The organism is Cellulophaga sp. 20_2_10 (assembly GCF_023476645.1).
Lineage (GTDB): Bacteria > Bacteroidota > Bacteroidia > Flavobacteriales > Flavobacteriaceae > Cellulophaga.
This window is the reverse complement of sequence record NZ_JAMCOJ010000009.1, coordinates 67727-93238: the sequence shown is the minus strand read 5'-3', so window position 1 is coordinate 93238 and position 25512 is coordinate 67727. Positions and strand designations below refer to the sequence as shown.

The window sequence follows — 25512 nt, the reverse complement described above, 5'->3', positions numbered from 1 at the left end:
TTTAACACGGAAGTTTCCCCTTAAAACTTTAAATTTGCACGAAATTTTGTTAACCTAAGGTCTGCAATAATATGTCTAAAGACATTCGAATAAAAAAAGGCTTAAATATCAACCTAATCGGTGCCGCTGAGCAAACTACTTCTAAAGCGGTTTTAAGCAATGTTTATGCAATAAATCTTAATGATTTTCACGGTGTAATGCCAAAAATGTTAGTGAAAGAAGGAGCTTCTGTTAAGGCAGGTGAGCCTCTTTTTTACAACAAAGATGTAGAAGAAATGAAGTTTGTTTCTCCTGTGTCTGGTGAACTTGTGGAAATTGTAAGAGGAGCAAGAAGAAAAATATTATCGTTAAAAATTAGCGCTAATAAAAGTGGTGAAGTAGTAGAACACAGTACGCTAAACCTAGCAAACGCAACAGCAGAAGACGTTAAGTCGCAGTTGTTGTTATCTGGTTGTTGGTCTTTTATTAAACAGAGACCGTATGATGTTGTTGCAAATCCTGAAGTGGCTCCAAAAGCTATCTTTATTTCTGGGTATACAACAGCGCCTTTGGCAGCAGATTTGGATTACGTGTTAAAAGGAAAGGAGAAAGAATTGCAAGCAGCTGTAACAGCCTTAGCGACTTTAACTTCTGGAAAAGTACACGTGTCTGTAGGTAGTAGTAGCTCTCCATTATCTGGTTTGTCTGGTGTTACAGAACATAAGGTTGCCGGGCCACACCCCGCAGGTTTAGTAGGTACACAGATAAATAAGATAGAACCTGTTAATAAAGGAGAAGTGGTTTGGACTGTTAGTGCGCAAGACCTTGTAATAATAGGTGAATTGTTGTTAACAGGTAAGTTTAATGCGCAAAGAACAATAGCTTTAGTTGGTTCTGCTGTTAAATCTCCAAAATACTATACAACTACAATTGGGGCAGAGATTTCTACTTTCTTATACGGTAGCGGTGTTTCTATAGAAAACTTTAGAGTTATTAATGGAGATGTGCTAACGGGTTCTAAAACTAGTCCAGAAGGCTACTTAGGATTCTATAACAATACAGTTTCTGTTATTCCTGAAGGAGATGATTATGAATTATTTGGATGGAATAAGCCAGTTTTTAATAAGATATCATCAACTAGAGCAATGACTTTCTCTTGGTTAAGTCCTAATAAAAAATACGATTTAACTACCAATACGAACGGAGAACATAGGGCATTTGTGGTAACTGGTGCTTATGAAAAAGTTTTTCCACTAGATATTTATCCAATGCAATTGCTAAAAGCTTGTATGATTAAGGATTTAGATGAAATGGAACAACTTGGTTTATACGAGGTAGCTCCTGAGGATTTTGCTTTAACAGAGTTTATCTGTATATCTAAACAACCACATCAGCAGATAATTAGAGAAGGGTTGGACTTATTACAAAAAGAAATAGGATAAAAGATGGGTCTTAAAAATACATTACACAATTTAAAGGAAAAGTATAAAGGCAAAAAAATGGCACCTGCATTTAATGCAATCCATACGTTTTTGTACTTGCCTAATGAAACTACGCACTCTGGGTCTCACGTACGAGCAGCAGATGATTTAAAGCGTACAATGAATACGGTAATAATGGCATTGGTTCCAGTTTTAATATTTGGAATGTTTAATGCTGGTTACCAACACTATTCTGCAATTAATGGTTTTCCTGCAGACTTTTCATTACTAAACGATTTCCTTACTTGGGATAACTTCTTAATTGGTGTTACTACGGTATTGCCATTGGTAATAGTATCTTATGTAATTGGTTTAGCTGTAGAATTTGTTTTTGCAGTTATAAAAGGTCACGAGGTAGAAGAGGGGTACTTGGTAACAGGTATGTTAGTGCCGTTAATTGTGCCAATAGATACACCATTATGGATGCTTTCAATAGCAGTTATTTTCGGAGTTGTAATAGGTAAAGAAGTTTTTGGTGGTACAGGGATGAATATCTTAAACCCAGCATTAACAATTAGAGCATTTTTATTCTTTGCTTATCCTACTTGGATGAGTGGTGATAAAGTTTGGGTTCACGGAGCTGTAAAACAAGATCAGTTAATTGCAGCAGGACAAAATCTTGATGCTATGTCAGGAGAAACTATTTTGGGTCAATTGGCACAGAATACAGATATGTCTTACTCCGTTTCCGATATGTTCTTTGGTTTTATACCTGGTTCTGTTGGAGAAACTTCTACATTTTTAATTCTTTTAGGAGGGTTGTTTTTAATATTTACAAAGATAGCAAGCTGGAGAATTATGCTAAGTGCCGTTATTGGTGCTTTAACAATGGGATTAATCTTTAATGGCGTTGTTAGCGCAGATTGGATTAGTGAAGGAAGTAAATTTTACGGATTAATGAGCTTCGAGTTCTGGCAACATTTACTTGTTGGTGGATTGGCTTTTGGTATTGTTTATATGGCTACTGACCCTGTTACGGGTTCGCAAACAAATAAAGGAAAATGGTATTACGGTTTCTTTATTGGGTTTATCTCTGTTTTAATTAGAGTATTTAACCCTGCATATCCAGAAGGTGTATTCTTAGCAATATTGTTAATGAACGTTTTTGCGCCAACTATAGATCATTATGTAGTACAGGCGAACGTTAAGAGACGTTTAAAGAGATCAAAAAAAGCTACAGCTTAATAGCATTAAAAAAATAGTTATGGCAATTAATACAGATAAAAATAGTTACACCGTACTTTTTGCAGCCATTATGGTTGTTGTTGTAGGTTCTGTCTTGGCATTTACTGCTTCTAGTTTAAGTAGTAAAATTAAGATGAACGAGAAGTTTGAAAAGCAACAGAACATTTTGTATGCAATGGGTGTTGATGAAAATGTAGATGAAGGAAGTATAAACTTTGTTCCTACAGATAAGGTTGAAGCTGAATTTAAAAAATACATTACGGAGCAAATAGTTATAGAGGATGGTAAGGTTACGCCAAATGACGAAGCTTACTTAATAGATTTAAAAAAGCAAGAGACTGCAGCTAAGAATGGCGAAGTAAGAAAGTTGCCTTTATTTATTGGAGAAAAAGATGGTAAAAAATCTTATATCATACCAATGAGAGGTAAAGGTCTTTGGGATGCTATTTGGGGCTTTGTTGCTGTAGGCGAAGATTTAAAAGTACAAGGCGTATTTTTTGATCATAAAGGAGAAACACCTGGTCTAGGAGCAAATATTAAGCAACGTTACTTTATGGACGACTTTAAAGGAGAGTCTATTTTAAGTGGCGATAATTTTGTTGGAATTACAGTTGCAAAAGGTAACAATGATCCAATAAATGAAAGAAAAGATGATAATAAAGTTGATGCTTTAGCTGGCGCTACCATTACAGGTAATGGTGTAACGGCTATGATTAAAGAAAGTGTTAAGCTTTATCAAGATTATTTAGAAACTATAGCTAAAAAATAAAAAATGGGATTACTTTCTAAAAAAGATGCAAATCTAATATTAGATCCATTAGCAGATAACAACCCAATTACGATACAAGTATTAGGTATATGTTCTGCATTGGCAATTACAGCAGAGTTAAAGGCGTCTATAGTAATGGCGGTTTCAGTAATGTTTGTATTAGGAATGGGTAACGTTGTTATCTCTTTAATGAGAAACATTATTCCTTCTAAAATTAGAATTATAGTACAATTGGTAGTAGTGGCTGCCTTAGTAATTATAGTAGATCAAGTGCTTAAAGCATTTGCGTACGAGTTAAGTAAAACCCTTTCTGTATTTGTGGGGTTAATTATTACAAACTGTATCATTATGGGGCGTTTTGAGGCGTTTGCTTTGGCAAACGGACCTTGGAGATCTTTTCTTGATGGTATAGGGAACTCATTGGGGTATGGTTTAATCTTAATTATTGTTGGGTTCTTTAGGGAGCTTTTAGGTTCTGGTACTTTGTTAGGATTTAAAGTATTAGGAGATCCTATAGAAAAAACAGGATTGTATGCCATAGGGTATGAGAACAACGGGTTTATGTTATTGTCGCCAATGGCACTAATTGTAGTTGGTATCATTATCTGGATACAACGTTCAAGAAATAAAGCATTAATAGAAGAAAACTAGAACTAGTTATATAAAAGAACAATGTTATGTTAGAGCATGTAGAATTATTCTTTAAATCCATATTCATAGACAATATGGTATTTGCTACCTTTTTAGGGATGTGTTCCTATTTGGCGGTATCTAAAAAAGTAACCACGGCTGTAGGTCTTGGAGCTGCTGTAATATTTGTATTAGCAGTAACTGTGCCTATGAACTGGTTGTTAGACCAGTACTTGTTAAGAGACGGTGCTTTAGCTTGGTTAGGTCCAGAGTATGCAGATTACAATTTAAGTTTTTTATCATTTATCTTATTTATTGCTACCATTGCAACAATGGTGCAGTTAGTAGAGATAGTTGTAGAAAAATTTTCACCATCACTGTATAACTCTCTTGGTATATTTTTACCATTAATTGCAGTAAACTGTGCCATTTTAGGTGGTTCATTATTTATGCAATCTAGAGACATACAAACCTTAGGTTTGGCGTTTAATTACGGTATCAGTTCTGGTATTGGTTGGTTTTTAGCAATTGTAGCAATTGCTGCTATTCGCGAAAAAATTAGATATTCTAATGTGCCAGCACCTTTAAGAGGTTTGGGTATAACATTTATTATCACTGGTCTTATGGCTATTGGGTTTATGAGCTTTGGTGGTATGTTAACTGGTGGTGATGATGCTCCTAAAAAGGAAACAACAGAAACTGCACAGAAATTAGAAGATAAAAAAGTTAAAAATGAAGTTGATGAAAATTCAGTTTCTTACAATAACGCTTTAAACAAATAAGAATGATTTTAGCTACAACAACAATAGGTACAATTGTTATAACCGTAATAGCGTTTATGTTATTATTGTTAGTATTAGTTGCTCTTTTACTTTTTACAAAAGAAAAATTATCTCCTTCTGGTCCTGTTACTATTACCATTAACGGAGAGAAAAAAGTAGAAGTGGGTTCAGGAAGTTCTTTACTTACAACCTTAGGTAACCAAAAAATATTTTTACCATCTGCATGTGGTGGTGGTGGTACTTGTATACAATGTGAGTGTCACGTATTATCTGGTGGTGGAGATGCTTTACCAACAGAAACACCTCACTTCTCTAAAAAAGAATTAAACCACGGAGCTCGTTTAGCGTGCCAAGTAAAAGTGAAGCAGGATATGGAAATCACCATTCCTGAAGAAGTATTTGGTATTAAAAAATGGGATGGTACTGTAGTTCGTAACTACAATGTTGCTTCTTTTATCAAGGAATTTGTAGTAGAGATTCCTGAAGATATGGGGTATAAAGCAGGTGGTTATATTCAGATTGAAATTCCTGAATGTGAAATTAAATACGCTGATATAGATATTACGGCTCACCCAGAAGAGCACGAAACTCCAGATAAGTTTCAGGCCGAATGGGATAAATTTAATTTATGGCCTTTAGCAATGAAGAACGAAGAAACTGTAGAAAGAGCTTATTCAATGGCTTCTTTCCCTGCAGAAGGTCGTGAAATAATGCTTAACGTGCGTATTGCTACTCCGCCATGGGATAGAGCTAAAAATGGTTGGATGGATGTTAACCCTGGTGTTGCATCATCTTACATATTTGCTCAAAAACCAGGAGATAAAGTTGTTATTTCTGGTCCTTACGGTGAGTTTTTTATAAACGAATCTGAATCTGAAATGCTTTACGTAGGTGGTGGAGCTGGTATGGCGCCAATGCGTTCTCACTTGTATCACTTATTCAAAACATTAAAAACTGGTAGAAAAGTTACGTATTGGTATGGTGGTCGTTCTAAGCGTGAGTTGTTCTACTTAGAGCACTTCTACGAGTTAGAAAGAGAGTTTCCTAACTTTAAGTTCTACTTAGCGCTTTCTGAGCCGGCTCCAGAAGATAACTGGAAAGTAAAAGAAAATATAGATGCGCCTGGTGATGGTTTTGTTGGTTTTATTCACAATTGTGTAATAGATAACTATTTAAGTCACCATGAGTCTCCTGAAGATATAGAATTGTATTTCTGTGGACCGCCATTGATGAACAAAGCTGTTCAGAAAATGGGTGAAGATTTTGGTATACCAGATGAACACATTAGATTTGATGACTTTGGAGGATAATCCAAATACTTATAAATTGAAAAGCCGATACTTTTGTATCGGCTTTTTTTGTGTGCAATAGTTTTCTTCGCTCTTCTTAATCTATGCATTTTCATTTGGTGTCTTGCTTTTGCACCGTTCCCTACTAACTATTTACCGTTGGTCATAAAACTGTTTTATTTACGCTATAGCCACGCTACCTTTACAGTGTAATCAAATAGTAATAATCATTTAAAATCATCAATCATGAAAAAATCAATCATCGCATTTAGTCTTTTAGTTAGTGTAGTAGGTACAGCAGTAGCATCAAACAAAACCCCAGAAACTTTAAAAGTAGTAACAACATCAATTAAAAATGTATCACCATTAAGTATCGCTGTTGCTAAAGGGGATTATGTTACAGCATTCAATTTTTTAAAATACGGAGCAGATATTAATGAGAAATCTAAATTAACGGGTATGACGCCTTTAATGTATGCGGCTAGATATAATAATGTGAAGCTGTTAAAATTGTTACTATTGAATGGCGCAGATACTACGGTAACATCTAAAATTGGATACAGTGCTTTAGGATATGCTAAATTGTCTAACGCAACAGAAGCTATAGCTTTTTTAAACACTTTATAGGCTGTAGTAACAACTTGGTTCTAGAACATTAATTAGCTTTTAAGCAACCCTTAATCAATGTTAAATAAAAGTTATTCCAAATACTTATAAATTGAAAAGCCGATACTTTTGTATCGGCTTTTTTTGTGAGCAATAGTTTTCTTCGCTCTTCTTAATCTATGCATTTTCATTTGGTGTCTTGCTTTTGCACCGTTCCCTACTAACTATTTACCGTTGGTCATAAAACTGTTTTATTTAGGCTATAGCCACGCTACCTTTACAGTGTAATCAAATAATAATAATAATAATAATAATAATAATAATCATTTAAAATCATCAATCATGAAAAAATCAATCATCGCATTTAGTCTTTTAGTTAGTGTAGTAGGTACAACAGTAGCATCAAACAAAAACCCGGAAACTTTAATAGTAGTAACAACATCAATTAAAAATGTATCACCATTAAGTATCGCTGTTGCTAAAGGTGATTATGTTACAGCATTCAATTTTTTAAAATACGGAGCAGATATTAATGAGAAATCTAAATTAACGGGTATGACGCCTTTAATGTATGCGGCTAGATATAATAATGTGAAGCTGTTAAAATTGTTACTATTGAATGGCGCAGATACTACGGTAACATCTAAGATTGGATACAGTGCTTTAGGATATGCTAAATTGTCTAACGCAACAGAAGCTATAGCTTTTTTAAACACTTTATAGGCTGTAATAACAACTTGTTTCTAGAACGTTAATTAGCTTTTAAGCAACCCTTAATCAATGTTAAATAAAAGTTATAATGAAAAAAGTATGAAACAAAATAAATTTTTCAGCGTCTATATAAGTGTAGTGTAAAAACAACACAACAAAAACAAAAACAATCATCACATCAAAAAACAATTATTATGAAAAAATCAATCATCGCATTCGGAATCGTATTTAGTTTAGTAGCAACAAGTGTATCTGCAAGTACAGGTCCAGATAAGCCACGATTAAAAAAAGATTTAAAAATTGAAAGAACAACAATTAAGAATTTATCGCCTTTAAGTATAGCTGTTGTAAAAGGGAATTTTGATATGACTCAGAAATTCTTAGAATTTGGTTCAGATATTAATCAGAAATCTGGAACAATGGATATGACACCTTTAATGTATGCCGCTAGATATAATAAGGTGGAGTTTATGAAGCTTTTGGTTGCAAATGGAGCAGATGTTCACGCAAAATCTAAAATTGGAGCTACAGCGTTAAAATACGCTAAGGCGGCCAATGCACATACTGCAGTAGAATATTTAAAAAGTTTATAAAAATTTAGAACTTAAAATTTAATTTAGTTAGAAAGAGATTGCTTCTTTATTGGGGCAGTCTCTTTTTTTGTTTTAGTTTTGTACTATGGGAAAACCATTAACAGAGCAAGAGTTGCATAACTTAGCAATGAATATTGTAGGGAAGCACCTAGAGGCTAACGGTTACGAGTTTATGGGTGTTAATAGTAAGCCTAAAAGAAACCCGCAGTTTGTATGTTTAAAAGATAAAGTATTACATTTTATTGTGGTTAGAGCCATTGCGCATCCCCATAACCCTAATGCTTTTGATATTGCTTTTATGGACAAAATGAAAGAGCACGCAGAGAAAATGGAATCAACCGCATATTACGCAGGTGTTAGATTAACGAATGCTGTAGACCCGAACTTACCAGTGTATTTAAATGAAGAATATATAGTTGATTATGATGGACTTATTAAAATTTAGAATACCCTTTTTTGCTTTTGTAATAGTGTTTTTTGCAGTAGTTTCTTGTAAAAATAGTGAAGGCCCAAGTATCATTGAAAACAGAAATAATGGGGCGGCATTGGGTACATCTTACAGTATTATCTATTTTTCTAGTAAAAAAGTAGATTATCAAGAAGAGATAGATTCTGTGTTTAAAGTTATAAATAAGTCTATGTCTACATATATTCCAACATCAGACATATCAAAAATAAATAAAGGAGACTCTATTCTTCAAGTAGATCATATGTTTAAAGATGTCTTTAATTTATCTAAAGAGATTAATATAAAAACAGATGGTTATTTTGATCCTACGGTTGGCGTTTTAGTTAATGCTTGGGGTTTTGGACCAGGAGAGCAGATTAAATTAGATAGCTCTAAAGTAGATAGTTTGTTAGAATATGTAGGCTTTGGTAAGGTTGAGTTAACTAACGCGGGTACAATAAAGAAAACAAAGCCTAGTATCTTTTTTGACTTTAATGCCATTGCAAAAGGATATTCTATAGATAGACTTGGAGTTATGTTAGAGCAAAAAGGAATTACGAATTATTTGGTAGAAGTAGGTGGAGAAATTTATGCGAAAGGTGAAAACCTTAGTAAACGTAAAAAATGGGTTGTTGGCATTAATGATCCTTTAATTGAAGATAGAACGCAATACAAAGATGCAGTAGAACTAAAGGATGTTGCAATGGCTTCTTCTGGTAATTATAGACACTTTAGAGTGGATCCTGTTACTAAAGAGAAATATGTACATACTTTAGATCCTAAAACAGGATATACAAAAAATGCGAAAGTTTTAGCGGCAACTATTATTACAGATAACTGTGCTAAAGCAGACGGTTATGCTACTTCTTTTATGGCGATGGATTTAGAAGATTCTAAGAAAATTATAGAAAATGATAGTTCACTAGAGGCATATATAGTTTACTTAGACGCTAATGGAGAAGCTAAAGATTATATTACAGACGGATTTAAAAAGTTAATACTTAAGTAAAATTACTTTTTTACAACCGGTATAATTTCGCCTTTTGCTAGGCAGTACTTTAGTACGTCTTCTTTTGGTAAAGTCGCGGTGTAATCTACTTCTTGTACTGTAAAACCAATACTTCTTAGTTTATTAAAATAATCACGACCATAAATACGAACATGATCGTACTGCCCAAAAATGCGTGCGCGTTCTTTTCTGTCGGTTATTGTGTCGTCTTCAAAAGTAGTTTTTCTGTCTAATTCTTGTGGGATTTGGAAAATTCCCCATCCGCCAGGTTTTAATATTCTGTACATTTCTTGCATAGCTTTAGTATCATCAGGAATGTGTTCTAAAACGTGATTACAAAAAATAACATCATACGTATTATCTTTAAAAGGCAAATCGCATATATCTGCTTTTACATCTGCTAACGGAGATTCTAAATCTGTTGTCGTATAGTCAAGATTATTCATTTTTCTAAAACGCTTATAAAACGCTTGTTCTGGCGCAAAATGTAAAACCTTAAGCTCTGCAGAGAAAAAGTCTGTTTCACTCTGTAAATACAGCCAAAGAAGTCTATGGCGTTCTAAAGATAGAGTAGAGGGAGACAAAACATTATCTCGTTGCTTTTCGTAGCCATAAGGTAAAAACTTTTTAAAGCCTTTGCCATCTATAGGGTCTACATATGTATTGCCACGCATAAAAAAAGTTAAAATAGGACGCGACACATAACTTAGTTTTATTAATAATGGTCTAGGTATGGTGTTTAAAATGGTCTTAAAAAGCTTTTTCATAAATGTAGTTGGGTAATAAATGCCTGTTGCGTTTTTATATAGCAACTATAAAGCGCAAATATACTTTAAAAGTATGTTTTAGTTAGTTTTAGTTGCTATTGCGTATAAAATAACAACACCAATGCTTATGATTATTAAAATTATAAAGGCAAGTATAATGTAGGCCACATATCTAAAAAATGCATAAAGTGTTTGTTTTAAAGTAAGTTGATATAATTTTATAAAAACGTACAATGCATAAATAGCAGATGTGAGTATAAATGCACTTGAAATTAATCCTTTTGAAAGTTCTAAAAGATTAAAAAAGATAAGCTGCATAACAATTAGAGCATATCCTAAATTAGCCTGTATGTACGCATTAAATACAAGGTGCTCAGAGTAGTTGTGGTCTCTTTTTTTAAATGTTAAATACGTAAGTAAACTATAAGTAGGAATACTAGATATTATAATTAGATTATAATAATTAGTGTAAAACTGATAAATTAAATTGAAGTTTTCTAATACTTTTTTGGAGTTGGAATCTCCTGTTCCATACTTAAAACCATCAGAGAAATCAGTGGCATCGACACTAGGGAAAATTTTATTTATAATTAAGGCTATAGTGGCGTAAACCACTAAATAAGAAAATGGTTGAAAATATTTTTTACGTGCACCACTAATATAGGCTTCTAAAACATCTTTGGGGTTTGTAAATAAGTTTAAAAAGGTTTTCCAGAAGTTATTGTCCCAACTAAAAAAAGGCCCAATGAACTCTTGCCATGCGCCTTTTAATGATATTCTACCTAAAACTATTTTTGCTCCACAATTAGAGCAATAATTATTGTTATTGTTCAGTTTTGTATTGCAGGTTTTGCAATTCATATATAATGTATTTAGTTGCTTGCAGCCCTAAACTCATCCTCTTCGGTACTCTTTATGCCTAAAGCATCATAAATATAATCAAAAGTAGATAGCAACTGTGGTTTACCGTTAACAATAGCAATATCGTGCTCAAAATGCGCACTTGGTTTATTGTCTAAAGTAGTTATGGTCCATCCATCACTGTGTTGTACTATTTTTCTAGTCCCTAAGTTAATCATAGGTTCTATGGCAACTACCATCCCTTCTACAAACTTTTTACCTCTACCGCGTTTTCCATAGTTAGGCATTTCTGGACCTTCGTGCATTTTTTCACCTAAGCCATGACCAACTAACTCACGTACTACGCCATAACCTTCTGCTTCACAAAACTGTTGTATAGCAAAGCCAACATCACCAACTCTGTTACCAGCTTTAAACTCTCTTATACCAACGTATAGAGATTGTTTGGTTATATCTAGTAATTTTTTTGTTTCTGGTTCTACTTCGCCTACTTCAAAAGTATAAGCATGGTCACCGTAATAACCATTTTTTAGAACACCACAATCTACAGAAATAATTTCCCCGTTTTTTAATGGCTTATTGTTAGGTATGCCGTGTACAACCTGTTGGTTGGGACTCATGCATAACGTATTAGGGAAGTCATATAATCCTAAAAAGCCAGGGATACCGCCATTATCTCTTATAAATTCTTCAGCAATTTTATCTAACTGCAATGTGGTAACACCAGGCTTAATTTCTTTAGCAATTAGGCCAAGTGTTTTTGAAACGATTAATGCACTTTCGCGCATAATTTCAATTTCTTCAGGTGTTTTAATTTTTACCATAGTTTGCAAAGGTATAATAATCTTACAAAATCAGTATAATTCTTAAACTAAAGATTTTTGTGTCATTAGTTTTGGTTGTTCTACTCCTATTAATTTTAAAATTGTTGGTGCTATATCTCCTAGAACACCATCTTTTATGTGTTTTAATTCTTTGTCTACTAAAATTAAAGGAACAGGGTTTGTTGTATGTGCCGTATTAGGACTTCCATCTGGGTTTACCATTGTTTCGCAATTACCGTGATCTGCTATAACAATTGTAGTGTAGCCATTAGCTAATGCAGTTGTAATAACCGATGAAGCACAACTGTCTACTGTTTCGCAAGCTTTTATTGCAGCTTGCATATCTCCCGTATGACCAACCATATCTGGATTGGCAAAGTTTAAACAAACAAAATCTGCATCTCCTTTTTCTAATTCAGGAATAATTGCATCACGAATTTCAAAAGCACTCATTTCTGGCTGTAAATCGTATGTTGCTACTTTTGGAGACGGACATAATATACGCTGTTCACCATCAAAAGGAACTTCTCTACCGCCATTAAAGAAAAATGTTACGTGTGGGTATTTTTCGGTTTCAGCAATACGAATTTGTTTTTTACCTGCCTTAGACAATACCTCTCCTAATGTTTCTTCAATATTTGCTTTGTTGTAAATTACGTGTACGTTTTTAAAAGACTCATTGTAATTTGTCATTGTAACGTAGTACAGTGCTAACGGATGCGTATTGTATTCGTGAAACATTTCCTGACTCAACATTTGTGTAAGCTCTCTTCCTCTATCTGTTCTAAAGTTAAAAAAGATGACTACATCATCTTCTTGTATTTTAGTAAGAGGTGTGCCGTTTTCATCCGTTACAACCAATGGTTTTACAAATTCATCTGTAATATCATTGTCGTAACTATCTTGTATTGCTTGCTCTACATTGCTAGTTTTTGTCCCTGTATTATTCACTAACAAATCATAAGCTAGTTTAACGCGCTCCCAGCGAGTATCACGATCCATTGCGTAGTATCTACCAATAACACTAGCTAATTTTGTGTTTTTATCTTCACAAAAAGTGGTTATATCATTTAGGTACCCTTTTCCACTTTTTGGATCTACATCTCTACCATCTGTAAAGGCGTGTATGTAAGAGTTCTCTATTCCGTAATTTTCAGCAGCCTCAATTAATCCTTTTAGATGAGAAGTATGCGAGTGTACACCGCCATTACTAAGTAAGCCTAAAAAGTGAACAGACTTGTTGTTTTCTTTAGCATATTTAAACGCGTCTTGTATTACTTTTTCATCCTTTAACGTATTTTCTTTTACTGCTAAATTAATTTTAGCTAAATCCTGATAAACAATACGGCCAGCACCTAGGTTCATATGTCCAACTTCGCTGTTTCCCATTTGACCTTCAGGTAACCCAACATTCATACCATCTGTTAGTAAGTTGGCATTAGGGTATTTCGTATATAAAGAATCTATAAACGGAGTGTTTGCATTTTCTATAGCCGAGATTTTAGGATCTGGAGATTTACCCCAACCATCTAAAATCATTAAAATAACTTTTTTGTTCATCTTTAAATTTTTTGCTACTCAAAAATAGCACCATTTATTAAGTTTTTAAGGTATCTACGTTTCTTTTTTTAATTTTTAAGAATGCATTAACTATTGGCCTAAACTAAAACGATATCGTTAGTGAAAAGCAATGTTAAAATTATGTTATAGTCAATATTTATTGAAACATAATATAATCATGGTCGTCTTTCATTATAGAATACAATTCATCAATTAAATCAAAAAACAACAATCATCATGAAAAAATCAATTTTAGTTGCGGCAGCTGCTTTATTAGTAGCAACAACAGTAGTAAAGGCAGAAGTAAGCACAACAGCATCTAGTTTTAGTGCAGCAGAAAGTACGGTAGTATCAGTTAATCCTTTGTGTATGGCTATTATGAAGGGTGATATAGAAACGGTTCGTAAATTAATTGAGTTTGGCGAAGATGTGAATAAAAAATCGAATGGAATGACACCAGCAATATTTGCTGCGCGATATAATAAAGTAGCTATTTTAGAATTGTTAATTGCAAATGGGGCAGATGTTAGAGTTACGTGTGATAAAGGTCGGACTATAGTAGAGCACGCAGAAATGTGTAATGCAAAGGGTTCTTTAGCTTTGTTAGATAAAACTGCAAAGGAAAAAAAGTTAGCTAAAAAGAATAAAAGAAAGAATAAAAAAAGAAAGTAGAGTTCATCCAACAATCATCAGCTAAAAAAAATCCCTTTGATAAGTTCAAAGGGATTTTTTTATACGTAATACTTTGTAAATGTTCTCGTAAATAAAAAGTATATTTTTTTTAGAATCTAAAACCAGTAAATGCTCTGTATAAAAATGCATAAACAGTTATCGATATTAGTGCAAAGCAAAAAAATGAATATGCTTTTAATAAAATAACAGCAAATATTGGTCTGCAATTGTCAAATGCGCTTAAATAAATTTTCTTGTATTCTAGTAGCCTTCCCATATAGTCTCTTTTTTAGAATTAGTATTCTCAAAGCTATAATGGTTAAAAACAATTAGTTAGGATTTGGGGTTCTACAAAATTAAATAAAAATAACGAGATTAAATTACCTTTCGTCGAATAGTTAGTTCCCTTTTCTATATTTTGCTATAGCATCTTTAATTTTTTGGATTCTGTTTTCAGGATCTGGATGAGTACTTTGAAATTCTGGTTGTCTATTTGGCCCAGCGGCATCTTTTAAAATTTTCATTACTTCTATCATTTCTTCTGGATTGTAGCCAGATTGCATCATCAGTAATACTCCAAGATCATCACTTTCTAATTCGTCTCCGCGACCATTGGTAAGTAATGTTTTTTGGCCAATACCATTTACAACACCACCCATATCTGCACCAACAGATGCGCCGGTAGATAAAGTTTGCCAAAAATTACTATCTGCAATTCTTTCTGCAGAGTGTCTGCCAATTACATGTCCAATTTCGTGGCCTAAAACACCAGCTAATTGTGCTTCGTTAAGTTTAGAGAATAGAGCGTAGGTAATAAATATTTGTCCGCCCGGTAAGGCAAAAGCATTTATAGTGTTTTCATCTGCAAGTAAATGAAATTCGTATTTGTAAGGAGTGTCTTTTGCAACGCTATTTTCTACTAGTTTATTTCCAACAGCGTCTACAAGATTTTGTAAACTTTGATCTGGATATAGGCCACCATGTTGTTCTGTTATTTGTGGTAAACTTTGTAGACCAATAGCAATTTCTTGGTCAGCGTCCATATTAATATTTTGGACTCTTCCTGTATATGGATTTTCTTCTTTGTTGCTGCAACGTTGTACGTATGCAAAGGCAACAATAGCTAGACCAATAAGTATTCTTATTTTCCAATTACCGCCTCTTTTCATTATAGTTTATATCTTGGTTAGTAAAATCCAAGATACAAAAAGAGTTATAAAAGATCTGGATTAATGTCCAAAATGTTATTTACAATATAAGATCTTAAAAAGCCAGCGGTAAAATGTTCGCTACCTAAAAGCTCTTGTTCTTGTATTAATCGCATGATGTTTTTACCTCTAAATTGTTCTAACATAGGCTTAGAAATAGGAGCGTAGCTATAGTGCCAAGGCTCGTATTTAAAACCTCTGCGTTTTTTATCATTGGTGTAAACTAAATGAAAACCGAAGTCATTAGCATTTTCATCCATCCATTTTTTTAATTCTTTGAAAGGGCCACCTTCTTCAAATTTACTAGGCACCAAAACATCTCCATTTGTTTTTTGGTAACCATCTATAATATCTATATCTGTACCCCAATGGTGTCTACTTGTGCCTGGTATTGTAGAGTATTCTATTATTTTTTCTATGGCATCTAGTGGTTTAAGGTTTTGGTTGTCTGTATATTTTAAATACTTGCGTTCCCAAATACCTTCTTGTCTGTTAAAGTTTCTGTAGCTAGATACAATTTTTAAATCTATACCTGCACTGTAAGCCGCTACTTTCATTTTTTTAAAAGATTCGTAAGCTTCTTTTCTAAGGTTTATGCCTTTGCCAAATAATTCTATATCTGCTTGCCCCATTAATTCGTATACAGAATATTCTGTTTCTTCATCTTGGGCAAAAATTAGATGTGGCGCGGTTAATGCGGCAGCACCTATAATTCCGCTTTTTAGAATAAATGATCTTCTTTGCATAACTCTTATTTTAACTTTTTAAACATAACTACATGTGGTCCTACCTTTTCTATATCAAATATGCGACCACTTTTTGTGTATCCACAATTTGTGTAAAAGGGAATTGCACTTTCTCTAGCATTCATCCACAATAGTAAAACGTGCTTTTCCTGTAAAATTGTTTCAGCGTAATTAATAATTTTTTTCCCCAAGCCTTTTCCTTGCTGATCTTGATGTATAGCCATACCTCTTAGTTGATAGGCATTAACATCTAAAATAGCACTATTTTTTGCTTCTAGTAAAGTTGCAACTCCCACTAAATTACCATTTTGGTACGCACCAATATGCAAAGTAGTCTTTAGGTCATCTCCATCAAACTTACAAGAAGACAAAGGTTTTCCAGCTCTTAGAATAGCGTGTCTCACTGGGTACGTTTCTTTGGGTGAAATCAGTTTAAAAACAAGGTTGTTTTGGGTTATCATAAAATCGATGCTATGTAACAAAAATACATATTATTGATTTTGATATCCTAAATAAATATACCCTTGATGTTTTATGTTGATGTCTCTTAGGTTTAATATATAAAAATAGACTCCGTCTGGTAAAGCATTTCCCTTTGTAACAACTCCCTTTACGTTTGCTATACCACCAAAAGTATTGTCGTATCCTTCTTTATCGTAAACAATCCTTCCCCATCTGTTGTAGATTTTTAAATTATTATTATCTGGAGCTAAAGAAATAGATTCAAAATGAAGAAAATCGTTTATGCCATCCCCATTTGGAGAAACAAAATAATTATCAAAATTAGCGCTTAAAGCAGTTAAGCTGGTTCCAAAAGTAATAATCTCATAATCATCAGGAACAAAAGTGTCAGACGTTACAGAGCCCGAATTAAAGTTGCCAGCCATTGCTGCATTACCTAAATTCTCCCAAATGTTTAAGGCTTTATTCCATCCCACTATACGTATGTCTTCAATAACGTTTACAAAATTTTCAATACTACTATCTTGATCCCAAGTTAGGGTAACTTTAGATGGGATATTGGCATCTAAATCCCAAAATTCATAGGTGCTTACGGCGGTTAAAATATCAGCTTTGGCATCTGTGTTAAATGTATTTGTAAAGGTTGATGGCGTATTTGGATCTTCAAAAAAATAGGCACTTTTAGCTGTGTTATTAATCGTTTCAGAATCTAATAATAAGGGTCTAATTTTATCTGCATCTCCTACAGGAAAAGTAAAACTTTTTTTATTTGCAATAGACGCATAGCCATCTACTTTGGTAAGGTTGCTATCTCCGTTATAAAAAGCATTTTGTATAAAATCTAAGTTTATATCAATAGCACTTCTAGGAGTAACTACATCACCCAAAATAAAATTACTATTGTTTGTAATTCCTACCGCTATATCTAAAAATAAGTCGTTGGTTACAACAACTTCCATATCATTAAAAATGGGCTTAAAAGCACCAGAAATTGTTCTAGTGTCATCGCTATAAAAACCAGCTAAACCTTCGTTTTGGTCAAAATTACCATCGTTAGCCAAATCAATATGAAAACCGATTTGGCCATTATTGAAAATTTTTAGATTGCCTGTATTTTGTATCACGTTCTGAGATAAACCAATACTAGAGAGACATAAAAAGATATAGAATATTATTTTTTTCATTGTTATTGTATTTGTTGCCAATTGGTTCCATCACTTTGTACCCAAATTGTTTTTAAACTTGCTATAGCGCTTATATTAACACCTATCAAACTCTTATAAGTGCTAATTGTAGCAGTTAAAATTAAAGTATTTGGATTTTTTATTACATATATTCTTCCTTTACAAGTAGATGCATCGGGTAATGTTATATTATGAGCTCCCCCTAAAATTATAGTGTGGTGCGTATCGTCTAATGTTAAGTCTCCTGTAGTAACATCTATTGCAGTGGCAACAGAACCTTTAACCTCTAAAGTTGAGTGGGCGTCAACTCCTGTGTAAGCCAAATTTTCAGGCAAATCAAAACCAATACCTAAACGTTCGCTTATTAATACTTGTGTTTGTGTTGTAGTGTACCTATCTAATCTTAATGCTTCATGACTACCAAGGGTAAAACTAAGTTCATTGTCATTTTTTGAGTACATACCTGTATCGGTATCATCTGTAAATCTATATGCTGGTTCTCCTGCATTTCCGTTACTATTTAATAGACCTGCGCTTCTAATTGCACCGGTTACTTGCATTTTGTTGTCAGGTGTGTTTGTGCCAACACCAAGCCTGTTATTGGTGCTGTCCCAAAATAATTGTCCGTTATCTTCATCTGGTGCTCCAGAAGAGCTTGCGAACAATATTGAACCATCAGTAAATGTAGGAGGTAATAAATCTGTGATATCAGGAATTTTCTCCCAGATACTTGCGTTGTATAAATACATTCTTTTTTCTGTGGTATTGTACAAAATAGAACCTTCTAAAGGTCCGGCTATTGCATTAATCTCTGCTGTTGTACCGGAGGTTAATCCTAACAATAAATTTGCATCAATTTGGGCGAAGCAATTTAGTACAGGAACTAAAAGCATAAGTGGTAAAATTTGTTTTTTCATCTTCATTAAATTATTGGTTTGGTACTATATACTTATTTTTTAATATGCTTTTATTGGTTAGATATTAGCATATTAGTTGTTGGTATTGGTTGTTGTGTTTGGTTACCAACAAAGTATATAGATGTTTGTTTAATTTGATGAATTACTTGGGGAACTAAAAAGTAACTCGATTTTTGTTTTTTTTTATAAATTGATTGTTTTAAGGGTTAAAGTTTATTTTAATATTATAGGTTGATGCTCTCTTATAAATCAAGTATTACAAACATAAATTCTGAGTCAAATCTTGCTCTGTCTGTTCCTCCGTTATCATTATCTCCCATAATAACATCAAATCCAGTTGCGGTCTGATTGCTATACGAGATTCCTGGATCATCATTGCCAACACCACCTCTTCCAGGCTGACTTAACTGAATAATATAATTTCCATCAGAAACTATACCTGTAAGGACTACTCTATAATGACCAACACCTGATTGTTTTATCACAGTTACACCAGTAGAAACTCTAGTTAAAGCCCCAGTTGATGAGATTTTCCCAAAAGCCTTAATAGGACTACTGTTGTTTACCCACTCAGTACCTGTTGCAGTTGCTGTTAAAACTTGACCTGCGTTTCCAGAAGAATCATTTTCATCTAAAACTTGACCATCTAAATCTAAAGTTTCATTAATTGTAACTGTCGTGTTTCCAGATGTTTCATCAATATTGATAGCTTCAATACCACCTACTGTCAGGCCTATTTCATCTGCTGCAGGACTAAAGATACCTGTATTTGTATCATCACTAAAACGGTATGCAGGTTCACCAACGGTTCCGTCAGAATTTAATAGACCAGCACTTCTAATTGCTCCTGAAACTTGTAATTTGTTTTCGGGCATATCTGTTCCAACACCTAGCCTATTGTTTGTGATGTCCCAAAATAATTGAGAATTGTCTTCAGTTGCTGCTCCTGTTGCTCCGGCAAAGAATAATGAACCTGAGGTTCCAGAAATTTTTTGTGCATCTACATAGGTTTTTACTGCGTTCTGAGTAGGGAAGTCAACATCTGAAGTTCCTAAGGCAACGTTAGTTGACTTATTAGCAGCATCTTCTTTTAAAGCGATAGCAGTGTTTGCTGCTGTTTCATTCGCATCAACATCAGCCTGAATAGCATTTTCTGCAGCAGTAGCTCTTGCAGTTTCTGCTGTAATTGCAGTTGTATTGTTGGTAATGTTAGTTTGTAGTGTTGCATCATCATAAAAAGCACCGCCATCGGCACCAGCAGTCACATCGTTATCCGTATCAGTACTTACAATTACTTGTGTAGATCCAGCCACTTGCGCGTCTACATAAGTTTTAACAGCATTCTGAGTTGGGAAGTTAACATCCGAAGTTCCTAAGGCAACGTTAGTTGACTTATTAGCAGCATCTTCTTTTAAAGCAATTGCCGCATCTGCATCAGCTTCGTTAGTGTCAACATCAGTCTGAACTGCATTAATAGCATTAGTTGCTGCTGTTTCATTTGCATCAACATCAGCTTGAATAGCATTTTCTGCAGCAGTAGCTCTTGTAGTTTCTGCTGTAATTGCAGTTGTATTGTTGGCAATGTTTGTTTGTAGTGTTGCATCATCATAAAAAGCACCACCATCAGCACCAGCAGTCACATCGTTATTCGCATCAGTACTTACAATTACTTGATCAGAAGCAAGAACTTGTGCGTCTACGTATGTTTTTACTGCGTTTTGAGTAGGGAAGTCAACATCTGAAGTTCCTAAAGCAACGTTAGTCGATTTGTTAGCAGCATCTTCTTTTAGAGCGATTGCCGTGTTTGCCGCAGCAATTGCAGCATCAGCATCAGCTTCGTTAGTGTCAACATCAGTCTGAACTGCATTTATTGCATTAGTTGCTGCTGTTTCATTCGCGTCAACATCAGCTTGAATAGCATTTTCTGCAGCAGTAGCTCTTGTAGTTTCCGCTGTAATAGCAGTAGTATTGTTGGCAATGTTTGTTTGTAGTGTTGCATCATCATAAAAAGCACCACCATCGGCACCAGCAGTCACATCGTTATCCGCATCAGTGCTTACAATTACTTGTGTAGATCCAGCCACTTGTGCATCTACATAGGTTTTTACTGCATTTTGAGTAGGGAAGTCAACATCTGAAGTTCCTAAAGCAACGTTAGTTGATTTGTTAGCAGCATCTTCTTTTAAAGCGATAGCAGTTACGTTATTGGCGATATCAGTATCGTTAGAAGTGATATTTGTTGTATTGTTGGCAATGTTTGTCTGTAATGCAGCATCATCATAAAAAGCACCACCATCAGCACCAGTCGTAACATCGTTGTTGGCATCAGTACTTACAATTACTTGTGTAGATCCAGCCACTTGTGCATCTACATAGGTCTTTACTGCATTCTGAGTAGGGAAGTCAACATCTGAAGTTCCTAAAGAAACGTTAGTTGATTTGTTAGCGGCATCTTCTTTTAGAGCGATAGCAGTATTTGCCGCAGCAATTGCCGCATCAGCATCAGCTTCGTTAGTGTCAACATCAGTCTGAACTGCATTTATTGCATTAGTTGCTGCTGTTTCATTCGCATCAACATCAGCCTGAATAGCATTTTCTGCAGCAGTAGCTCTTGTAGTTTCCGCTGTAATAGCAGTTGTATTGTTAGCAATGTTTGTTTGTAGTGTTGCATCATCATAAAAAGCACCACCATCGGCACCAGCAGTCACATCGTTATCCGCATCAGTACTTACGATTACTTGTGTAGATCCAGCTACTTGCGCATCAACATATGTTTTAACTGCGTTTTGAGTAGGGAAGTCAACATCTGAAGTTCCTAAAGCAACGTTAGTCGATTTGTTAGCAGCATCTTCTTTTAAAGCGATAGCAGTTACGTTATTGGCGATATCAGTATCGTTAGAAGTGATATTTGTTGTATTGTTGGCAATGTTAGTTTGTAGTGTTGCATCATCATAAAAAGCACCACCATCAGCACCAGTCGTAACATCGTTATTTGCATCAGTACTTACAATAACTTGTGTAGAAGCAATAATTTGTGCATCTACATAACTTTTAGGAGTTGCATCTTGAGCATTTACAGGGTTTGCTATTGAAGTAACAGCGTTACCTCCCATTGTTAATGGACCAGTCATAGCATCACCAATAATATTTACATAACGAGCATCATTTGTAGATAAATCTGTTGTTACTTCTTGCCAACCAGTTGGATCATCATAAATAAAAGCAACACCATTTCTATCGGTATTAGGAGCAACTTCGCCAGATACAATATAAATATCAGAATCTACACCAGTTGCTGGCCTAGCAGATTCCATTCCCGTTGATACACTTGACAAAATTACAGCAACATTTCCATTTGCTTGAGGGTTAACACCATTAACACTTCTAACAATGTTAGGTAAAGTTGTAACTCCGTTTGCTTCATCTGTGTATACTAATGTATTTTGAGCTGCAGCCGGACTTTCTAGTTTTGTTATTGTTTCATTACTAAGAATCCAGTTAGTTCCATCCCATCTCATTATTTGGCCATTACTAGTTCCGTTAGCCAATTTATCTAATGTAACATTGTCATTGGCAATCTTGCTCGTGGTTATTGCATTGTCCGCAATACTAAGACTTACATTTTCAAATGCAGCATTAGAGCCGCCTGTAACATCAATATCTGTTGAGGTTATAGTACCATCTGCTTGTGCGTCTACATAAGTTTTAACAGCATTCTGAGTTGGGAAGTCAACATCTGAAGTTCCTAAAGCAACGTTAGTTGATTTATTAGCAGCATCTTCTTTTAAGGCAATTGCACCATCTGCATCAGCTTCGTTAGTATCAACATCAGCTTGAATAGCATTTTCTGCAGCAGTAGCTCTTGTAGTTTCCGCTGTAATAGCAGTTGTATTGTTGGCAATGTTAGTTTGTAGTGTTGCATCATCATAAAAAGCACCGCCATCGGCACCAGCCGTTACATCGTTATCCGCATCAGTACTTACAATTACTTGATCAGAAGCAAGAACTTGTGCATCTACATATGTTTTTACTGCGTTTTGTGTTGGGAAATCAACATCTGAAGTTCCAAGCGCAACGTTAGTTGACTTATTAGCAGCATCTTCTTTTAGAGCGATTGCCGCATCAGCATCAGCTTCGTTAGTATCAACATCAGTCTGAACTGCATTTATTGCATTAGTTGCTGCTGTTTCATTCGCATCTACATCAGCTTGAATAGCATTTTCTGCAGCAGTAGCTCTTGTAGTTTCAGCTGTAATAGCAGTTGTATTGTTTGCGATATCAGTATCGTTAGACGCAATGTTTGTTTGTAGTGCAGCATCATCATAAAAAGCACCACCATCGGCACCAGCAGTCACATCGTTGTTGGCATCAGTACTTACAATTACTTGTGTAGATCCAGCCACTTGTGCATCTACATATGTTTTTACTGCATTTTGTGTTGGGAAATCAACATCCGAAGTTCCTAAAGCAACGTTAGTTGACTTATTAGCAGCATCTTCTTTTAGAGCGATTGCAGCATCGGCATCAGCTTCGTTAGTATCAACATCAGTCTGAACTGCATTTATTGCATTAGTTGCTGCTGTTTCATTCGCATCAACATCAGCCTGAATAGCATTTTCTGCAGCAGTAGCTCTTGTAGTTTCTGCTGTAATTGCAGTTGTATTGTTTGCGATATCAGTATCGTTAGACGTAATGTTTGTTGTATTTTTCGCAATGTTTGTTTGTAGTGTTGCATCATCATAAAAAGCACCACCATCGGCACCAGCAGTCACATCGTTATCCGCATCAGTACTTACAATTACTTGTGTAGATCCAGCAACTTGTGCATCTACATAGGTCTTTACTGCATTTTGTGTTGGGAAGTCAACATCTGAAGTTCCTAAAGCAACGTTAGTCGATTTGTTAGCAGCATCTTCTTTTAGAGCAATTGCCGCATCTGCATCAGCTTCGTTGGTATCAACATCAGTCTGAACTGCATTTATTGCATTAGTTGCTGCTGTTTCATTCGCATCAACATCAGCCTGAATAGCATTTTCTGCAGCAGTAGCTCTTGTAGTTTCTGCTGTAATTGCAGTTGTATTATTAGCGATATCAGTATCGTTAGACGTAATATTTGTTGTATTGTTTGCAATGTTTGTTTGTAGTGTTGCATCGTCATAAAAAGCACCACCATCGGCACCAGCAGTCACATTGTTATCCGCATCAGTACTTACAATTACTTGTGTAGATCCAGCCACTTGTGCGTCTACATATGTTTTTACTGCGTTTTGAGTAGGGAAGTCAACATCTGAAGTTCCTAAAGCAACGTTAGTCGATTTGTTAGCAGCATCTTCTTTTAAGGCAATTGCAGCATCTGCATCAGCTTCGTTAGTATCAACATCAGTCTGAACTGCATTTATTGCATTAGTTGCTGCTGTTTCATTGGCATCAACATCAGCTTGAATAGCATTTTCTGCAGCAGTAGCTCTTGTAGTTTCCGTTGTAATTGCAGTTGTATTGTTAGCAATACTAGTTTGTAAGGCAGCATCATCATAAAAAGCACCACCATCAGCACCAGCAGTCACATCGTTATTCGCATCAGTGCTTACAATTACTTGTGTAGATCCAGCAACTTGTGCATCTACATATGTTTTAACTGCGTTTTGAGTAGGGAAGTCAACATCTGAAGTTCCTAAAGCAACGTTAGTTGATTTATTAGCAGCATCTTCTTTTAAAGCGATTGCCGTGTTTGCCGCAGCAATTGCAGCATCAGCATCAGCTTCGTTAGTGTCAACATCAGTCTGAACTGCATTAATAGCATTAGTTGCTGCTGTTTCATTCGCATCAACATCAGCCTGAATAGCATTTTCTGCAGCAGTAGCTCTTGTAGTTTCCGCTGTAATTGCTGCGTCTGCATCGGCTTCATTTATATCTACATTGTCTTGAACTGCTTGTATCGCTGCTGCACTTGCGCTAGCAACAACGCCAACTTCTGCATCTGTAGCAAAAGTTCCGTTTAAATCTTGTGCTATTGTGCCACCAGCATCGGTAATTTCTAAAGCTGTACCGTTTAATGTAAAGCCAGTATTTAGTTCGTTTGTGTCATCAGCATCAGCATCAGCAACATTTAAAACTAGAGTACCTCCATTTTCTAATGTTAGGTTACCAGAAGTTCCATCGGTACTTAGTACCTGGTTGTCTGTACCATCAAAATTTACAGGAGTCCCGTTTCCGTTTGTAAAACTAAATGTCCCATCTCCGTTAGCTGATAATTGTGCTTTTGTAATGGCAACAGTAATATTATTCTCGTTTGTATAAGAAAACGTACCATCATTATTATCAAAAATAATGGTATTTGTTTCATTAAAAGAACTTGTGTCACACAGTGATTGCCATAAAATACCATTGTATTGAAATATACAACCTTCATCCGTATTGTAAACCATAGCGCCAGAAAGGGGGGTAATAGCAGCCATTTGAGTATTTGTAACTCGGGTTAAAATTAACACCTTATCCGTACTCTCCAGTTCTAAAATAGAAGCAGAATCTATGGTGTTTATATCATTACCTATTTTTACTTGCCCAAAAGAGTGTTGAGCAATGGCAAAAAAAAGGATTACTACTAATTTGTTGATTTTCATTTGTTTATATCTAGGTTAGCAATTGTAAATTAATGAATTAATAAGCGTACTTAAATATTATGTTGTAAAACATAGTTTATTGTATGTGAGACGACTAATTTATGGGCTTGATTAGTGCTTAAAGAAGTCTGTAGAACGTTTGTTTTGAGTTGGTTTTGGATTGGTCCTATCATAAAAATACAAAAAATAAATTTTGAATTTACGCATTT

Annotated in this window: 23 protein-coding genes; 12 read left to right on the top strand and 11 right to left on the bottom strand. The window is 34.8% G+C overall.

Annotated elements, in window-relative coordinates:
* The first annotated feature begins 71 nt into the window (after positions 1 to 71).
* From M4I21_RS14955 to M4I21_RS14905, 11 genes are all read left to right on the top strand, one after another.
* The gene (locus M4I21_RS14955) at positions 72 to 1421 is read left to right on the top strand and encodes a Na(+)-translocating NADH-quinone reductase subunit A (protein WP_249560036.1); all 1350 of its coding nucleotides are present in this window, start codon (positions 72 to 74) and stop codon (positions 1419 to 1421) included.
* 3 nt (positions 1422 to 1424) lie between these two features.
* Positions 1425 to 2645 (top strand): NADH:ubiquinone reductase (Na(+)-transporting) subunit B, encoded by a 1221-nt coding sequence (locus M4I21_RS14950; RefSeq protein ID WP_249560035.1) that lies wholly within the window; start codon positions 1425 to 1427, stop codon positions 2643 to 2645.
* 19 nt (positions 2646 to 2664) lie between these two features.
* Positions 2665 to 3414: a Na(+)-translocating NADH-quinone reductase subunit C gene (locus tag M4I21_RS14945; RefSeq protein ID WP_249560034.1), complete on the top strand. Its 750-nt coding sequence runs from the start codon at positions 2665 to 2667 to the stop codon at positions 3412 to 3414.
* 3 nt (positions 3415 to 3417) lie between these two features.
* Positions 3418 to 4065, top strand: a complete 648-nt coding sequence (locus M4I21_RS14940) for an NADH:ubiquinone reductase (Na(+)-transporting) subunit D (protein ID WP_072305017.1) — start codon at positions 3418 to 3420, stop codon at positions 4063 to 4065.
* A 26-nt stretch (positions 4066 to 4091) separates the two neighbouring features.
* On the top strand, positions 4092 to 4826 hold the full coding sequence (nqrE, locus tag M4I21_RS14935; RefSeq protein WP_249560033.1) for an NADH:ubiquinone reductase (Na(+)-transporting) subunit E: 735 nt from the start codon (positions 4092 to 4094) through the stop codon (positions 4824 to 4826).
* A 2-nt stretch (positions 4827 to 4828) separates the two neighbouring features.
* The gene (gene nqrF / locus M4I21_RS14930; RefSeq protein ID WP_249560032.1) at positions 4829 to 6136 is read left to right on the top strand and encodes an NADH:ubiquinone reductase (Na(+)-transporting) subunit F; all 1308 of its coding nucleotides are present in this window, start codon (positions 4829 to 4831) and stop codon (positions 6134 to 6136) included.
* Positions 6137 to 6361: 225 nt separating this feature from the next.
* Positions 6362 to 6742 carry an ankyrin repeat domain-containing protein gene (locus tag M4I21_RS14925; protein ID WP_249560031.1) on the top strand — a complete coding sequence of 127 codons (381 nt, stop codon included), beginning with the start codon at positions 6362 to 6364 and terminating at the stop codon, positions 6740 to 6742.
* Between the two features lie 321 nt (positions 6743 to 7063).
* A complete protein-coding gene (locus M4I21_RS14920) occupies positions 7064 to 7444 on the top strand; it encodes an ankyrin repeat domain-containing protein (RefSeq protein WP_249560030.1) in 381 nt (126 codons plus the stop codon).
* Between the two features lie 182 nt (positions 7445 to 7626).
* A complete protein-coding gene (locus tag M4I21_RS14915; RefSeq protein ID WP_249560029.1) occupies positions 7627 to 8025 on the top strand; it encodes an ankyrin repeat domain-containing protein in 399 nt (132 codons plus the stop codon).
* Between the two features lie 85 nt (positions 8026 to 8110).
* Positions 8111 to 8470: a DUF8840 domain-containing protein gene (locus M4I21_RS14910; protein WP_249560028.1), complete on the top strand. Its 360-nt coding sequence runs from the start codon at positions 8111 to 8113 to the stop codon at positions 8468 to 8470.
* On the top strand, positions 8448 to 9482 hold the full coding sequence (locus tag M4I21_RS14905) for an FAD:protein FMN transferase (RefSeq protein ID WP_249560027.1): 1035 nt from the start codon (positions 8448 to 8450) through the stop codon (positions 9480 to 9482). The genes M4I21_RS14910 and M4I21_RS14905 overlap by 23 nt, the downstream gene beginning before the upstream one ends.
* Positions 9483 to 9484: 2 nt before the next feature.
* Here M4I21_RS14905 and M4I21_RS14900 read toward each other — a convergent pair whose 3' ends face one another.
* The 4 genes from M4I21_RS14900 to gpmI all read right to left on the bottom strand — a co-directional run bounded on the left by M4I21_RS14900 (position 9485) and on the right by gpmI (position 13494).
* On the bottom strand, positions 9485 to 10249 hold the full coding sequence (locus tag M4I21_RS14900; RefSeq protein ID WP_249560026.1) for a class I SAM-dependent methyltransferase: 765 nt from the start codon (positions 10247 to 10249) through the stop codon (positions 9485 to 9487).
* 78 nt (positions 10250 to 10327) lie between these two features.
* Positions 10328 to 11110, bottom strand: coding sequence for a DUF3667 domain-containing protein (locus M4I21_RS14895; protein WP_249560025.1), 783 nt, complete (start codon positions 11108 to 11110; stop codon positions 10328 to 10330).
* Between the two features lie 11 nt (positions 11111 to 11121).
* On the bottom strand, positions 11122 to 11934 hold the full coding sequence (map, locus tag M4I21_RS14890) for a type I methionyl aminopeptidase (RefSeq protein WP_249560024.1): 813 nt from the start codon (positions 11932 to 11934) through the stop codon (positions 11122 to 11124).
* Between the two features lie 42 nt (positions 11935 to 11976).
* Positions 11977 to 13494 carry a 2,3-bisphosphoglycerate-independent phosphoglycerate mutase gene (gene gpmI / locus M4I21_RS14885; protein ID WP_249560023.1) on the bottom strand — a complete coding sequence of 506 codons (1518 nt, stop codon included), beginning with the start codon at positions 13492 to 13494 and terminating at the stop codon, positions 11977 to 11979.
* 237 nt (positions 13495 to 13731) lie between these two features.
* Here gpmI and M4I21_RS14880 point away from each other — a divergent pair, with 237 nt between their 5' ends.
* Positions 13732 to 14166: an ankyrin repeat domain-containing protein gene (locus M4I21_RS14880; RefSeq protein ID WP_249560022.1), complete on the top strand. Its 435-nt coding sequence runs from the start codon at positions 13732 to 13734 to the stop codon at positions 14164 to 14166.
* A gap of 109 nt (positions 14167 to 14275) precedes the next feature.
* On the opposite strand, the gene M4I21_RS18660 is transcribed toward M4I21_RS14880, so the two are convergent.
* The 7 genes from M4I21_RS18660 to M4I21_RS14850 form a co-directional block, all read right to left on the bottom strand.
* Positions 14276 to 14443, bottom strand: a complete 168-nt coding sequence (locus M4I21_RS18660) for a DUF6747 family protein (RefSeq protein ID WP_342039596.1) — start codon at positions 14441 to 14443, stop codon at positions 14276 to 14278.
* Positions 14444 to 14564: 121 nt separating this feature from the next.
* A complete protein-coding gene (locus M4I21_RS14875) occupies positions 14565 to 15335 on the bottom strand; it encodes a M48 family metalloprotease (protein ID WP_249560021.1) in 771 nt (256 codons plus the stop codon).
* 44 nt (positions 15336 to 15379) lie between these two features.
* A complete protein-coding gene (locus tag M4I21_RS14870; RefSeq protein ID WP_249560020.1) occupies positions 15380 to 16120 on the bottom strand; it encodes a M15 family metallopeptidase in 741 nt (246 codons plus the stop codon).
* A gap of 5 nt (positions 16121 to 16125) precedes the next feature.
* A complete protein-coding gene (locus tag M4I21_RS14865; protein ID WP_249560019.1) occupies positions 16126 to 16581 on the bottom strand; it encodes a GNAT family N-acetyltransferase in 456 nt (151 codons plus the stop codon).
* A gap of 30 nt (positions 16582 to 16611) precedes the next feature.
* Positions 16612 to 17766: a T9SS type B sorting domain-containing protein gene (locus M4I21_RS14860; RefSeq protein WP_249560018.1), complete on the bottom strand. Its 1155-nt coding sequence runs from the start codon at positions 17764 to 17766 to the stop codon at positions 16612 to 16614.
* A gap of 2 nt (positions 17767 to 17768) precedes the next feature.
* The gene (locus tag M4I21_RS14855) at positions 17769 to 18689 is read right to left on the bottom strand and encodes a hypothetical protein (protein WP_249560017.1); all 921 of its coding nucleotides are present in this window, start codon (positions 18687 to 18689) and stop codon (positions 17769 to 17771) included.
* Between the two features lie 236 nt (positions 18690 to 18925).
* Positions 18926 to 25303 (bottom strand): beta strand repeat-containing protein, encoded by a 6378-nt coding sequence (locus M4I21_RS14850; RefSeq protein WP_249560016.1) that lies wholly within the window; start codon positions 25301 to 25303, stop codon positions 18926 to 18928.
* Between the last annotated feature and the right edge of the window lie 209 nt (positions 25304 to 25512).

Excerpts from the sequence above, each read along its gene's own strand:
- M4I21_RS14955 (WP_249560036.1), top strand. The coding sequence starts at position 72 with ATGTCTAAAGACATTCGAATAAAAAAAGGCTTAAATATCAACCTAATC.
- M4I21_RS14950 (WP_249560035.1), top strand. The coding sequence starts at position 1,425 with ATGGGTCTTAAAAATACATTACACAATTTAAAGGAAAAGTATAAAGGC.
- M4I21_RS14945 (WP_249560034.1), top strand. The coding sequence starts at position 2,665 with ATGGCAATTAATACAGATAAAAATAGTTACACCGTACTTTTTGCAGCC.
- M4I21_RS14940 (WP_072305017.1), top strand. The coding sequence starts at position 3,418 with ATGGGATTACTTTCTAAAAAAGATGCAAATCTAATATTAGATCCATTA.
- nqrE (WP_249560033.1), top strand. The coding sequence starts at position 4,092 with ATGTTAGAGCATGTAGAATTATTCTTTAAATCCATATTCATAGACAAT.
- nqrF (WP_249560032.1), top strand. The coding sequence starts at position 4,829 with ATGATTTTAGCTACAACAACAATAGGTACAATTGTTATAACCGTAATA.
- M4I21_RS14925 (WP_249560031.1), top strand. The coding sequence starts at position 6,362 with ATGAAAAAATCAATCATCGCATTTAGTCTTTTAGTTAGTGTAGTAGGT.
- M4I21_RS14920 (WP_249560030.1), top strand. The coding sequence starts at position 7,064 with ATGAAAAAATCAATCATCGCATTTAGTCTTTTAGTTAGTGTAGTAGGT.
- M4I21_RS14915 (WP_249560029.1), top strand. The coding sequence starts at position 7,627 with ATGAAAAAATCAATCATCGCATTCGGAATCGTATTTAGTTTAGTAGCA.
- M4I21_RS14910 (WP_249560028.1), top strand. The coding sequence starts at position 8,111 with ATGGGAAAACCATTAACAGAGCAAGAGTTGCATAACTTAGCAATGAAT.
- M4I21_RS14905 (WP_249560027.1), top strand. The coding sequence starts at position 8,448 with ATGATGGACTTATTAAAATTTAGAATACCCTTTTTTGCTTTTGTAATA.
- M4I21_RS14900 (WP_249560026.1), bottom strand. The coding sequence starts at position 10,249 with ATGAAAAAGCTTTTTAAGACCATTTTAAACACCATACCTAGACCATTA.
- M4I21_RS14895 (WP_249560025.1), bottom strand. The coding sequence starts at position 11,110 with ATGAATTGCAAAACCTGCAATACAAAACTGAACAATAACAATAATTAT.
- map (WP_249560024.1), bottom strand. The coding sequence starts at position 11,934 with ATGGTAAAAATTAAAACACCTGAAGAAATTGAAATTATGCGCGAAAGT.
- gpmI (WP_249560023.1), bottom strand. The coding sequence starts at position 13,494 with ATGAACAAAAAAGTTATTTTAATGATTTTAGATGGTTGGGGTAAATCT.
- M4I21_RS14880 (WP_249560022.1), top strand. The coding sequence starts at position 13,732 with ATGAAAAAATCAATTTTAGTTGCGGCAGCTGCTTTATTAGTAGCAACA.
- M4I21_RS18660 (WP_342039596.1), bottom strand. The coding sequence starts at position 14,443 with ATGGGAAGGCTACTAGAATACAAGAAAATTTATTTAAGCGCATTTGAC.
- M4I21_RS14875 (WP_249560021.1), bottom strand. The coding sequence starts at position 15,335 with ATGAAAAGAGGCGGTAATTGGAAAATAAGAATACTTATTGGTCTAGCT.
- M4I21_RS14870 (WP_249560020.1), bottom strand. The coding sequence starts at position 16,120 with ATGCAAAGAAGATCATTTATTCTAAAAAGCGGAATTATAGGTGCTGCC.
- M4I21_RS14865 (WP_249560019.1), bottom strand. The coding sequence starts at position 16,581 with ATGATAACCCAAAACAACCTTGTTTTTAAACTGATTTCACCCAAAGAA.
- M4I21_RS14860 (WP_249560018.1), bottom strand. The coding sequence starts at position 17,766 with ATGAAAAAAATAATATTCTATATCTTTTTATGTCTCTCTAGTATTGGT.
- M4I21_RS14855 (WP_249560017.1), bottom strand. The coding sequence starts at position 18,689 with ATGAAGATGAAAAAACAAATTTTACCACTTATGCTTTTAGTTCCTGTA.
- M4I21_RS14850 (WP_249560016.1), bottom strand. The coding sequence starts at position 25,303 with ATGAAAATCAACAAATTAGTAGTAATCCTTTTTTTTGCCATTGCTCAA.